This is a genomic window from Maribacter sp. X9 (assembly GCF_048537565.1).
Classification (GTDB): Bacteria; Bacteroidota; Bacteroidia; order Flavobacteriales; family Flavobacteriaceae; genus Maribacter.
In genome coordinates, this window is the sequence record NZ_CP183215.1 from 2843693 (window position 1) to 2857034 (window position 13342).

12 protein-coding genes are annotated in these 13342 nt (G+C 37.7%); 9 read left to right on the forward strand and 3 right to left on the reverse strand.

The features are described 5' to 3' along the window. Nucleotides 1-17 precede the first annotated feature (17 nt). A complete protein-coding gene (locus ACNR9Q_RS12035) occupies nucleotides 18-1343 on the forward strand; it encodes a DUF3570 domain-containing protein (RefSeq protein WP_419211466.1) in 1326 nt (441 codons plus the stop codon). A 230-nt stretch (nucleotides 1344-1573) separates the two neighbouring features. Further along, a complete protein-coding gene (locus ACNR9Q_RS12040) occupies nucleotides 1574-2383 on the forward strand; it encodes a DUF6268 family outer membrane beta-barrel protein (protein WP_419211467.1) in 810 nt (269 codons plus the stop codon). A 71-nt stretch (nucleotides 2384-2454) separates the two neighbouring features. On the opposite strand, the gene ACNR9Q_RS12045 is transcribed toward ACNR9Q_RS12040, so the two are convergent. Both ACNR9Q_RS12045 and ACNR9Q_RS12050 read right to left on the reverse strand, forming a co-directional pair. Then, nucleotides 2455-4659 carry a molybdopterin cofactor-binding domain-containing protein gene (locus tag ACNR9Q_RS12045; protein WP_419211468.1) on the reverse strand — a complete coding sequence of 735 codons (2205 nt, stop codon included), beginning with the start codon at nucleotides 4657-4659 and terminating at the stop codon, nucleotides 2455-2457. Nucleotides 4660-4713: 54 nt separating this feature from the next. Beyond that, nucleotides 4714-5178, reverse strand: coding sequence for a (2Fe-2S)-binding protein (locus ACNR9Q_RS12050; protein ID WP_419211469.1), 465 nt, complete (start codon nucleotides 5176-5178; stop codon nucleotides 4714-4716). A 275-nt stretch (nucleotides 5179-5453) separates the two neighbouring features. Between ACNR9Q_RS12050 and ACNR9Q_RS12055 the strand changes: the two genes are divergently transcribed. Both ACNR9Q_RS12055 and hpf read left to right on the forward strand, forming a co-directional pair. Further along, the gene (locus tag ACNR9Q_RS12055) at nucleotides 5454-5852 is read left to right on the forward strand and encodes a VOC family protein (RefSeq protein ID WP_419211470.1); all 399 of its coding nucleotides are present in this window, start codon (nucleotides 5454-5456) and stop codon (nucleotides 5850-5852) included. An 8-nt stretch (nucleotides 5853-5860) separates the two neighbouring features. Next, entirely contained in the window at nucleotides 5861-6163 is a 303-nt protein-coding gene (gene hpf, locus ACNR9Q_RS12060; protein ID WP_419211471.1) for a ribosome hibernation-promoting factor, HPF/YfiA family, read from the forward strand. Nucleotides 6164-6334: 171 nt separating this feature from the next. Here hpf and ACNR9Q_RS12065 read toward each other — a convergent pair whose 3' ends face one another. Continuing rightward, on the reverse strand, nucleotides 6335-6787 hold the full coding sequence (locus ACNR9Q_RS12065) for a ferritin-like domain-containing protein (protein WP_419211472.1): 453 nt from the start codon (nucleotides 6785-6787) through the stop codon (nucleotides 6335-6337). 224 nt (nucleotides 6788-7011) lie between these two features. Between ACNR9Q_RS12065 and ACNR9Q_RS12070 the strand changes: the two genes are divergently transcribed. The 5 genes from ACNR9Q_RS12070 (at nucleotide 7012) to ACNR9Q_RS12090 (ending at nucleotide 13332) form a co-directional block, all read left to right on the forward strand. After that, nucleotides 7012-7155 carry a hypothetical protein gene (locus ACNR9Q_RS12070; RefSeq protein WP_419211473.1) on the forward strand — a complete coding sequence of 48 codons (144 nt, stop codon included), beginning with the start codon at nucleotides 7012-7014 and terminating at the stop codon, nucleotides 7153-7155. Nucleotides 7156-7311: 156 nt separating this feature from the next. Next, a complete protein-coding gene (locus tag ACNR9Q_RS12075) occupies nucleotides 7312-8538 on the forward strand; it encodes a cell envelope biogenesis protein OmpA (RefSeq protein WP_419211474.1) in 1227 nt (408 codons plus the stop codon). A 68-nt stretch (nucleotides 8539-8606) separates the two neighbouring features. Further along, entirely contained in the window at nucleotides 8607-10286 is a 1680-nt protein-coding gene (locus tag ACNR9Q_RS12080) for a type IX secretion system membrane protein PorP/SprF (protein WP_419211475.1), read from the forward strand. A gap of 685 nt (nucleotides 10287-10971) precedes the next feature. Then, on the forward strand, nucleotides 10972-11613 hold the full coding sequence (locus ACNR9Q_RS12085; RefSeq protein WP_419211476.1) for a response regulator transcription factor: 642 nt from the start codon (nucleotides 10972-10974) through the stop codon (nucleotides 11611-11613). Between the two features lie 231 nt (nucleotides 11614-11844). Beyond that, nucleotides 11845-13332 carry a xylulokinase gene (locus tag ACNR9Q_RS12090; protein WP_419211477.1) on the forward strand — a complete coding sequence of 496 codons (1488 nt, stop codon included), beginning with the start codon at nucleotides 11845-11847 and terminating at the stop codon, nucleotides 13330-13332. The last annotated feature ends 10 nt before the right edge of the window (nucleotides 13333-13342 follow it).

Below are 13342 nucleotides of genomic sequence, written 5' to 3' on the forward strand. Positions count from 1 at the left end.
AGGAACAACCTTAAAAAATGAAAATAATTAAAACATTAGGCTTTACAATAGCATTGTTCTTGTTTACGACAAGTTATGCCCAACAAAGCAAAGATTCTGTTCAGACCTATAAAAAACGGGTGTTAGAGACTACAGAAGTTGATTTTTTGACGAGTTATTACAGTCAGTCAGGAGATAATGCCGCCGTAAGTGGTGGTATTGGAACTGAGGATCTAACAGATGTTACAGGCACATTTGTGGTTTCCATACCTTTGAACGATGATGATGTTCTTACGATTGATGCAGGTGTTTCTGCATATACGTCTGCTTCTTCAAGCAATATTGATCCTTTTGATGGTGGCAAACCTGGAGACCCTTTTGTAGCCAGTTCAGGTGCATCTCAATCAGATGTTTGGACGAATTTAACGGGTTCCTATAGCCATAGTTCTGATGATCGCAATACGATTGTTTCCGGAAAATTATCGGTATCATCTGAATATGATTATTTTTCTTTAGGGTTTGGTGGCGGACTCACAAAACTGTTCAATGAAAAAAATACAGAAGTCAGTGTCAACGCCAATGTGTATTTAGACAAATGGAAGCCCATTTATCCGTATGAATTAAGGTCATTTGCTACTGGAGGTAATGGATTGGCTAACGGTTTTTTCTCGGGTAGGACCATTACCGGAAATACGAATTATAATCCCACATTCAACAAATTTACAGATGAGACTAGAAATTCCTATTCGGTCGGGTTCGGGTTTTCGCAAATATTGAGTAAAAACCTACAAGGTTCTTTAGCGCTAGATTTTGTGCAACAGCAAGGCTTACTTTCTACCCCGTTTCAACGGGTCTATTTTGGGGATGTAGCTGACTCGTTCATTGAGAATTTTCAATTGGCGGATGCCATAGAACAACTTCCGTATAGCCGATTTAAAATAGCGGTCGGTGGCCGATTAAATTGGTACCTTAATGAAACCTTTGTCGTTCGAACGTTTTATAGGTATTATTCAGATGATTGGGGTATTAGTTCCCATACGGCGAGTATTGAAGTTCCGATTAAGCTAACTGGTAAGTTCACCATTTATCCTTCGTATAGGTACTACCAACAAACTGCGGCAGATTATTTTAATCCGTATGAAATGGCATTGTCGACTGATACATTCTATACCTCAGACTATGATTTATCGGAATATTCGGCCAATCAATTTGGGATGGGTGTCTCGTATACCGATATCTTTACTTCCGCCCGTGTTTGGAAGTTTGGGTTAAAAAGCATCGACCTTAAATATTATAAATATGACCGAAATACTACTTTTAGTTCAGGTATCATAACAGCAGGCATAAAATTTGTGATGGATTAAAATTCGTTATTGTAGTGCAAGAAATATATGGTTTTAAGATACGCGCCAAAATAAATGTTTTTATTCGAGCGCGTATTTTTTTGGAATAAATCAAATAACCTAGTTCAATTTTCCGTTCTTCTTTTACCTAATTCTAAACTCTATACATGGTAATCAGGCGTTCATTGTTTAAAGGAATATGTTTTATAATTTTTATTTTCTCTTTAACGGTAAATGCTCAACTAAGTGATTTGGCACGCATAGATTTTACGTATATCCCTAATAAAAATTCTAATGTAGAATATTCCCGTTTTAGGGGATTGATCAATTATCCTATTCGGTTAAAAGGGGAAGGTACTTATTTATTCGTGGGCTTTGATTATAGCAATATTCATTTGCGTTTTAGGAATGAGAATCTGCCTTTTGACAGAGATAAACTCAATGATTTTCAATTATTAGACCTCTCTTTTGGTTATACAAAACCTTTGAAGAACGGTTGGCGTTTGGGTGTAAGGTTCCAACCCGGTATAAGTACGAACCATACCGCAAAATATTTAAAAGCCGATGATATCGTTTTTTCGGGAGACTTAGTTTTTATTAAAGAATACAAAAGTGAGGTAGGTCATACAGCACGCTTAATTTTAGGGTTAACCTACTCACAAAATAGGGGGTACGTTTTTCCGTTGCCGTTTATAAGTTATTATAAGAAATTCAGGCCCGATTGGTCCTATAATTTAGGAATTCCAAAATCGAACTTGCAATATTTCATTACAGATAAACAACGTTTAAAACTTTTCGCCCAGTTGGATGGATTTACGTCCAATATCCAAAACGGAGTCTTGGTCAATGGATCGGATCGGGCTGAAATAATCAATATGTCTTTAATCGATGGAGGCCTACAATATGAGTATCATTTTACGGAGCACTTGCAATTAGATTTAAGGGCCGCTTATAATTTTGTAATTAGTAATAAATTGAAAGATGGCAATCACAACAAGATTTTTACGATAGATAATGATTCTAGGAGTTACGCTAGGGCAATATTGAAATTTAAAATCTAAACGATATCGTACTAAAAAAAACCTGAAGTATCAAGTTCAGGTTTTTTATGACATCTTACATTATTTTTTATTTATCCAACTACCGGTTTTTCTGTAATAAAGGGCTGCCTATAATGTCTACGACCGGTTGCCCTATATAATGCATTGGCTAAAGCGCCCATAATTGGGGGTAATGAAGGTTCTCCCAAACCAGTAGGGTCTATTCCATTATCAACGAAATAGCTTTCAATTTCCTTTGGGGCTTCTTTATGCCGTATTAAGCGGTAGGTATCAAAATTGGATTGTTGTGGTTGTCCATCTTTAAAGGTCATTTCACTATAGGTCGCATGCCCGATACCGTCAATGATCCCACCTTCGATTTGATTTTTTGCCGCCAACGGATTTATAACGATCCCACAATCTACAGCACACCACACTTTTTCAACCTTAGGAGGATTTGTATCCTTTGAAAGGTCTAAGACTTGGGCAACATATGAATTGTGACAATAATAGGAAGAAACACCTCTGGCAGCTCCATCTTTTTGATTGCCGTCCCAGCCTGATTTTTCTTTCACCAACTTCAATACATTGGCATACCGCTTGGGGTTATAATCGTTCTTTTCAGGATCCCCAACAGGATCATTAATCGCTCTATCGAACAATTCAAGTCTAAATTCTATCGGGTCTTTTCCCGCGGTCTCGGCTACTTCGTCTATAAAAGCTTGTTCAGCCCCTGCCACAAAATTTGAACGGGGTGCTCTCCAAGCTCCGGTCGTTACATTCGTCTCCAAACTAAATTTTTCAGCTAAATAATTATCGACCGCACCTGCGGGAAACCGATCTTCAAAAATCAAATCATCGTTAGAACCAGCACCTTTAACATGCCAGGCGATCAACTTTCCGTCCTTATCCAGACCAGCTTTATATTTAACCATATAGGTTGGGCGATAGGTACCTTGGGTCATATCGTCTTCGCGAGAATAAACCAATTTAATAGGAGCTTGCATTTTCTGCGAAATTACAGCGGCCTCTACCCCAAAATGTCCATATAAACGTCTACCAAAACCACCACCCATTCGGGTCATCTGAATATCTATTTTTTCAACGAGCATGTCCAATCTTGAAGCTATGGTCTTTTCCAAAAATTCAGGGGTTTGTATCGGTCCGTTCAGAACTGCTTTTTCTGCGGTCACATCGGCAAAAAAGTTCATGGGCTCCATGGTATTATGTGCTAAAAAGGGAGCGCTATATGTTCGTTCAACTATTTGGGCGGCATTTTTAAATGCGCTATCGACATCACCGTCTTTTCGTGCAGGTTCTTTTGAAGAAGTATTTAGCAATTTGGTCAACGCCTCTTCATGCCATGATGTATTTTCTAAGGGGGAGGTTTTTTCCCATTCCACTTTTAAAGCTTTTTTAGCTTGCATACATTGCCAAGTACTTTCTCCCACCACAGCGACTAATTTATTTATACCGCCCCCATCTGACCATTGTTTTTCTATTCCCTCAGGGTACACATCAATTTCAAACACATCTTTAATACCAGGCATAGATTTTACTGATTCGGCATCCATAGATTTATAGGTGTAGCCAAATGCAGGCGGATGAACGATCATGGCAATGAGCATTCCTTCTGCTTGAAGATCTAGTCCGAATAGGGGTTTTCCAGTCACCAATTTAGGACCGTCCACATTTTTTCTGTCCGTTCCTACAATGGTAAAATTAGATGTTTCTTTTAGGGAAACTTCTTCTGGGATTTCAAGCTTAGAAGCCGCAGAAGCCATTTCACCATAACCAGCAGATTTACCGGAAGTCTTATGATATATCATTCCGGCCTCAGTTGTAATTTCTGATGCAGGTACTTGCCAAGCTTCTGAAGCTGCGGCAATCAACATATGTCTTGCAGTTGCCCCGGCCATACGAAGACCTTCCCATCCGGCACGGATCGATTGACTGCCACCTGCCAATTGTCGTTGAAAGATATCGGTATTTAGAGGAGCTTGTTCTACGATTACATTGTTCCAATCTATGTCCAATTCCTCTGCGACGATCATGGGCATCGAAGTTTTAACATTCTGTCCGATTTCAGGATTGGGAGACATTATTGTAACGATACCATTATCACTAATTTTTAGGAATCCGTTAATATCGAACCATTCCTTTGGCATGTTGCTTACCTGTTCTGGAGTGGGTTTGCAGGAGGCCAACCAGCTAAACCCTAAGAGCATTCCCCCACCCGCGAGCGTACTGCTTTTTAAGAAGGAACGTCTGTTATATGATGTTTTTATGAGTGTCATTTTCTTATATTTAAATTAAAGGTTATTTCAAAAAGCTTTGTTCTAAAGCGGGCCTTATGCGCTTTGCGTACTGGCCGCATTTTTAATCGCTTTTTTAATACGGGTATAGGTACCGCAACGGCAGATATTTCCGTTCATTGCATTTTCAATGTCCTCGTCTGACGGATTAGGATTCTTTTTCAAAAAGGCACTGGCGTTCATAATCTGGCCCGCTTGGCAGTAACCGCATTGGTATACATCTTCTTCTAACCACGCTTTTTGCACTGGGTGATCTCCGTTTTCTGAAAGGCCCTCAATGGTAGTGATGCCTTGTTCGCCTACGCCCGAGACAGGAAGTTGGCAAGATCGTACCGCATTATCTCCAAGATGCACGGTGCAGGCACCACATTGCGCAATACCGCATCCATATTTTGTACCTACCAATTTTAAGTGGTCCCTCAAAACCCAAAGCATTGGAGTAGATGGATCTACGTCTACTTGTTCGGTATTCCCATTAACCTTTATATTAAATTCTGCCATTTTTGCTGTTATTAAATTGAACGTTATGAAGTTATGAAATTAATTTTTAACTCTAAGGGTTCAATTAAATCTATTCTATAAACAGTTTTTGTCAAAACCGTTCGGGTTTGGGAGCTTTTTGATTTTAAAACACTTAAGAAAAGGTCTAAAATATAGGTATTGTTGCAAATGCTGCCGCGCAAAAGCTGCCGATTGTGATATGCGTTAAAAAATGAATCCATACGGATAAGCATTGCCTTGAGATAAAGGTAACTTGTAAAAAACAAAAACAATTTATGAAAATACAAGCATATTTGGCCTTCAATGGCAATTGTCAAGAGGCTCTTAATTTTTACGCAAACTTATTTAATGCCGATGTGAAAAACAGACAGACCTATGAAGACAAGGAAATCGATGTTCCTTCTTCTTATAGACAAAAACTACAACACGCAGAATTGAAAGGAAAGGGTGTTCATTTTATGGCCTATGATTCCGCTCCTGATACACCATTGAATAATGGTAATCAAATCAATATGAGTATAGATATGGATGATATTGATGAAGGACGCCAAATGTTTAAAGATTTATCAGGTGGTGGCCAGGTTCATCATGAGTTTAGAGAACGTGAATGGGGCTTCTTCGGTAGATGTACCGATAGATTCGGTATAGGTTGGATGATAAATGTTGATAAATAAAATATACTATGGATATTATTTATGAGTATGATAATGTAAGCGCAAGCAAACGTTTAGAAGGTTATGTAGAGGATAAATTAAATAAACTACATGAAAAATTTAGTGATATAATAAGAGCGGATGTATTTTTCAAAGAGGAAAATACTTCGTCCGATCAAACAGGTAAGATTTGTAACATACGTCTAAGCTTACCAGGCCCTAGAATTTTTGCAGAGGCCAGTAATGAAAATTATGAAGATTCAATTAATGAATCCGTTAAGGAGCTAGAAGGTCAATTACGTAAGCGTAAGGACAAAATGAAAAATTATTAAAAGTTCAAGATTTGAAAAAGGCGATACTATTATATTTTGGTAAGAAATTTTATAAGCGTTGGCTGAAAAAAAGACGTGCAAAAAGTAAGGCTAAAAGAAAATGATATCCATTTTATTAAACATAAAAAAGCCCCTGTATTACAGGGGCTTTTTTAATTTGTTGGTTCAATATTACCTGTAATCTTCTAAAATTTCAGAGGTCTGTAAATCGTTATGTAATTTTTCACGTTGGGCTCTAATGATTTCTTTGATCCTATGAGGCATCATTGTTTCGGCCAATGCTTTATCGTAATCGTCCATGGCAGCTTTGTCACCTCTTACTGCTTCTTCAAGCATAGCTTCATCATTGTCCCCCGCAAAGAACGATTTTACATCCATCCAAGTTCTATGAACTGCTCCCGCAGCACTTCCGTCAATTTCTACACTTCCTAAATCTAAATCGGTAGCTGACGCCCTTAGCTCACGTAGAAATTGCATGCGTTCAACAACTTTTTTTTCAAAATAGCTTTTAATACCTACTTGTTCTGCATTTTTAGCTGCTTTTTCAAAACCTTTAATTGCATCTTCGTTTTTAGTTACCAAGTCCTTTAATCTGTGCTCGATTTTTTCAATATCCTTGTTCATAATTTTATTTTTAAGGGGTGCCTTCAGCTCCCTATTAGTATTTGTTCTACATCTAAGGTAGCAGTAATATAGTAGAAGTATTGACTATAAAAAATGAGTCTTTTGCTTTATTGGTATAATTTTTATAATCAGCAGAATTATCTTTTCGTCTAGTATTAAGGTGGATAGGGTCAAACTTTTTCAATTTCAAAAAGTATTTTAGCAGAACACTAAAAATTGTAGATATGGGATTGTCACCGTTGTTCGGTATAGCTAAAGTATTGGTACGAAGTCGTAAACTGAAAATTGCAGCAGTGGCACTTCAGTTGGCATATTTGGGTTATACATATATTTCAGATAAAAGGAAAAATCAACAGGTTAAAAATTAACAGGTATATTTTTTATAAGTAATTGAAATTAAATAGGTTTCAATGAAATGCTAATTAAATAGTTTATATTTTTATTCAAAACCTATGAATTTTTATTAAGAAGGGATTGAATCTATTATTAGAACTTTGAGGTATTAACCCCCTAAATCTGGTAATATGAACAATTCAATTAAATGTAGCCTATTGTTTGTCTGCTTGGCAAGTTTGGCTTATGGTCAAGATGTGGCCTACAATGATTCACCTGCAAGTTTTAAGGAAAGGAAAATTACCGAAGTTTCAAAGCGTTCAGAAAACTATAAGAAGTTAAAAAACTTAGGTTTTTCTGATGCAGAAATTTTTGAAGATCTTGGTAACGCCAATTTTCTGTCGAAGAAGTATGAAAATGCCTTGTATTGGTATGGTAGACTCATGGAAATTTCAGAAGACGGCACGTTGAAGAAAAGCTATCAAAAAAGGTTTGATCATGCGGTTTCTAAATTGGGCAAGGAGGTTCAAAATGAAGTAGCCGATGAAAATTGGACAGAGCTGGTGAAGGAAGATTATAAAATGACCCAAACGGTAATACCTGCCCATGTTTCGTCCCATAATAGAAGTAAGTTTTTGCCATGGGATAATTCGGATACCCACAAAGGTTTAGTTTCAAATTTTAATTGTACGTCTGGATCTCTAGGCGAATACGAGCAGCCGGTAGCACTTACCAATGGGGGTAACACAGCTTATTTCAGTAAAACGACCTATAGAAAACCTGTGACGGGCATTTTCTCCAAAAAGCAAAAAATCCATAAAATTTATAAGGCCGATAAAATTGCTGGCGAGTGGAAAAAAGTTGTAGAACTTCCGCTTTGTCCAGGTGATTATTCTGCCATGCATCCGGCCGTTTCTCCTGATGGTAACCGCTTGTTCTTTGCCTCTAATATGCCTGGTAGTTTTGGTGAATATGACATCTATGTGGCGACCATTCAAAAAAATGGACTTCCGGGGATGCCTAAAAACCTAGGGGAAAAGGTAAATACCCTTAAAAATGAATTATACCCCAATCCCATAGTTAACGGCACCTTGGTTTTTGCTTCTGATGGTCGGGAAGGTTATGGAGGTCTCGATGTATTTCTAGTCGAAGTTGGGGAGCGCAAAGTAGGCCTTGCGATGAACATGGGCAATGCTGTCAACAGCAAGTTTGATGAATATTCCATTAATCTTCTGCAAAAAGATGGATTTGGATATGTCGTATCTAACCGGAACGGCGCAAACGGAATGTCTCAAAATGTCGCTTTTAATTTGAGCGATAAACCTAATAATGATAAGGAATGGGACTCCCGCTTTCTAGAAGCCTTCAATACGGAAAAACAGATTCATTATTCCAGTTCCGTTTTCGAAGATGAATAACCACCCATTATTCATTTCCCCCATATAAAACAAGACATTCAGTTCTCTAATCATTTAAATCAAACGTTATGGAAAATCGGTTAAAAATCAATAGTTTTTTTATTGTATTATTTTTATTGACCCTTGTCCAAACAGTTAAAGGCCAAGAAACCAATGCAAATTTAGGGTCAAGTAGCACGTATCACAATCAATTATTCTTCAACAGGTTTTTTATTAATCCTACATTTTCCTTGGTACGGGAAAACAAATCATATTTGAATATTTTGCATAGAAACCAATATGCCACTTTTGATGATAACAGTCAAAATTATTTTCTTGGTTTTAGTAATAAATTGAATGAAAATACCGCTGTGGGTATAGGGGTCTACAGTCAATGGTCAGGTGTTGTGCAGGAGTTTGGCTTTAATGCAAACTATGCATCGGCAGTGCGATTAGGTGAGAAATCAGTTTTAACCTTTGGAACCAATATTACCTACTTTAACCAAGGTTTGGATAAAAATAGAATAGTAAGTGGCGAAGAAGATCCCGAAATTGCCGATTCAAGAAAAGAAAGTAAGATCGCGGTGCAGCCCGGAATCAACTTATCGCTCGGTAAATTCGATTTTGGTTTTTATGCGGAAGACCTTTTTAAATACAATCAAACAACGAACGAGTTTCTAACGGATCTGTCCGTAAAAAGTGTAAAGGCATCGGTACAGTATACGCATTCCTTTGAAAATTCAAGGGGGCTGTTCGAGAATGCACGATTAATGCCTCTCGCACAAGCAGGGCAAAACTTTGATGGGAGCCTATATTATTTTGGCTCACTTTTATTGGACCTACCGAATTATGGGTGGCTACAGACCACGTTAGATGAAGAATATGGGGTTTCTGCAGGAATTGGCGTTAACCTGAGCAAAAAAATGTCGTTGGGGTATTTGATGGAAAAGGATTTGTCAAAACAGGATGCCAACTTGGGGTGGAACCATGAGATTTCTTTGGCTTATAAATTTAAGGATGATGATTTAGGAATTACCGTAGCCGATAATTCTTCAGATAATAAGATAGATAACATAGTTCGTAATTATGAAGAGCAGATTGCAAATTTGATTGCCGAACGTGATGATGCTAATACATCGAAACAGAGAAAGCAAAAAACTGAGGTTTTTTCAAACGATTTGGCCTATGAGAACAAAATGATATTAGATGAACTGATATTACGTCAAGATTCGATAGAAGAAGCTAGAATAGCAGCGTTTGAACAAAGATTTGAGCTTATCGTAAGAATGTTGCGTAACGATATCGATACCACAATTAAGAGTTCGTTACAGGACTTTAGTACGGGAGGAGACACATCCTATGTGTCTAACGACTCAGATTTTGAAACAGAGCCGGCCCATGCCTCTGCAGCTAATAATAATAGGGGTGATTACCAGGAATTACCGGTAAAGATGTTGGTTGATTCAGATGTTATAGATATGAATTCTGGATATTATCTCATTGCCAATGTATATAGTACTACGAAATACCTTAATGCCTTCATGAAAGATTTGAAGAGCAAAGGTTTAGACCCAAAACAATTTTATAATAAAGAGAACGGACTGTACTATGTATACTTGGCAGATTATGATTATAAAAACGAAGCGCAGATAGCGGCAAGTACTGATTTAAACGGAAAATACAAAGCAGAAAAGTGGATTATGCAGGTAAACGAAACTACCGCAACCGCATCGAATACATTGGAAGACGATTATATAAGTAGGGAATAAATATTGACCAAAATTTGGTTTGTAAGAATTTCTATGTTTGGTTTGAATTGTCAATAAAAGGAGGGGTGTTATCCGGGGGGATGACTGGGTCCCCTCCTTTTTTTATGTTTACTATTCCCGGTATTTTCAATTTAAAATAAGGTGGAGACAATCGATGAATGACTTTATTTATTGCTGAAAAATGGCATTTTAACGAAAATTTAGATCATTTAGAGGGTTCTGTCACAATAATATATATATTTCTTTAACCTAAATTTTTAAAACCATTGTTTAACCCCAAATCCCCCCAAAAACATGGAAAATTATTACCTACTTTATGTTAGTATCAATGCACGTTTTTTTGCGGATTGGAATTCAGGCTCCAGTTCCCCCAAAATGACGTTAAGACCAAAGTTCAAGGAACGGTTTCGAGTAATGAATTTAATGCCTTGGCAAAAAAGCTGTTAAGGGTAATTAAATTATAACTAAACCAGGACTTTGAGAGAGCCCCGTATTTAATGGGGTTTACCTTTCCTCATTTCATCATATTACTTAATTGATGAACCTATAGTCTTTTTAACTATGGGTGCATAATGGCTGTCCTATGTTTGGTTGGTAATGAACTTGCAAAAGTTCTTGATGTTACTCATGACTAACCTATGGTGTTTTTCGCTCCCTGAAAAAATACCACTAAACTTTGGAAATTATGAAAAATTCAATAATAAGAATAATTGTTTTAGAACGTGAAAGATCATTACATGCCGTTTACAAAAATCATTTTGAGCAATTAGAGGATTATCAACTAATGGGTAGCTATACCTCTGCTCAAGAGGGGCTTAAGGACTTTAAGCATACCTTGCCCCATATTGTTTTATCGGAAATCGATTTAAATGGAATCAACGGTATAGAGGCCATTAAATTATTCAGAAAGAAAGCCTGGGGTATAAAGGTGATCATGTTCAGTGAAATAAATGATTTTGACGTTATTAAAAATGCCTTTAAAAAAGGAGCCAATGGGTATTTGACCAAACCACTTACCTTAGATAAACTCGAGCACGCCTTGAACAGTATTGAAAAGGAAGGTGCGGCCATGAGTATGGATATTATTAAGAAAGTCATCCATAACTTCCATAAGAGAACCTTTGCTTTTTTCTCAGATCGCGAAAACCAAATTGTCGACTATCTATGTCAAGGTGCGACCTATAAAATGATCGCTGAAAAGTTGTTCGTTACCCCAAGCGCTGTCAACTTTCATATTCAAAATATTTATTTAAAGTTAGATGTAAATTCAAAATCTGAAGCACTTTCGAAACTGGAGTTGCTTCAGAACCAACTCGAAGAATATTAAATGCAAAGGTTTGATCGAAAGTTGTTTTACGAAAACCCTTTCGGTGATTTTCGAAAATGAATAACACTATTACATGCCTTTAAATCAATGGTTTATTGTAGATTTTATCAATGATTGAAAAAGGATTTAAAAGATTTTACTATTTATTTTCGTATCAAAAATTAAGAATAGTATGGATTGTAGTTATTTTTGGTTTAACTTATTAAGGCTAAAAATCAACTCACACAACATATGTATCATTTAGGACTGGATATTGGAAGTTCTTCCATAAAAATTGCTTTGGTCAATGCTTCAACAGGAAAAAGTATTGGAGTGGTTACCGAACCGGAGACAGAAATGTCGATGGAAGCGATCAAGAACGGTTGGGCGGAGCAGGATCCCAATGATTGGTGGAAATACGCTTGTAGCGGGCTCAAGAAATTGAGTCTAAAATACAACGTAAGCACTAAAGATATTTCCGGTATTGGCATATCGTATCAAATGCACGGACTGGTGTTGATTGATAAGGAGGGAAATCCCTTGCGAAAATCCATCATTTGGTGTGATAGTAGGGCCGTTGGTATTGGTCAGAATGCTTTCGAAAATCTTGGTCAAGATACTTGCAACGAACACCTGTTGAATTCCCCGGCCAATTTCACAGCTTCTAAATTGAAGTGGGTCAAAGAGAATGAACCCGAGATCTACAGTAAGGTGTATAAAATGATGCTTCCTGGCGATTATATCGCCTATAAATTATCCGGGGTGGTGAACACAACGGTGTCCGGACTTTCCGAAGGTATTCTTTGGGATTTCAAAACGGACGACATAGCCGATGTGCTTTTGAACCATTACGCCCTTGAGAAGCATATGATCCCTGATATTGTGGACACCTTTTCAGTACAATCCAAAGTGGACGAAAAAGGGTCTCAGGAAAGTGGCATTGCGGTGGGTACGCCTATTCTTTACAGGGCGGGAGATCAACCCAATAACGCCCTGACCTTAAACGTTTTTAATCCAGGTGAAGTGGCGGCCACCGGTGGTACTTCCGGTGTCGTATATGCGGTGACCGACAATCTTTCCGTTAAGCACAGCGCTCAAGTGAACAATTTTGCCCATGTGAACTATTCCCCAGGCAAACCTCCCAAAATAGGTAAGTTATTATGCATCAACGGAGCGGGTATCCAATACCGATGGTTGTTGAATAATTTGGACGTAGCTTCCTATGATGAGATGAATACTTTGGCGAACAAAGTTCCGGTGGGTTCCGATGGAATCGCTTTGATACCTTTTGGGAATGGTGCAGAGCGTATGCTTAAGAATCAAGAAGTTGGAACGAGAATTGTCAACTTGAACTTGAACAATCACGGTAAGGGTCATCTCTGCAGGGCGGCTTTGGAAGGCATCGCTTTTTCCTTCGTGTATGGAATGGAAATTATGATATCCGATGGTATCAAAGTAAACGTCATGCGTGCCGGTAACGACAATCTTTTTCGTTCGGAGATTTTTTCGAACACAGTGGCTACCCTGATCGGTTATGATATTGAAATCTATAATACTACGGGTGCTATTGGGGCTGCAAGGGCCGCAAATCTTCATAAGGGCGATTTTGAGGCTTATGGCAAGGCCATTCTCGAGAATGACTATGTAATGACCTTTAGTCCCAAGAAGAATATCAAGGCCTACCAAGATGCCTACAAAAATTGGAAGAAAGAATTGGAATTAATTTTAAACAACAAATAAAAACAATCAT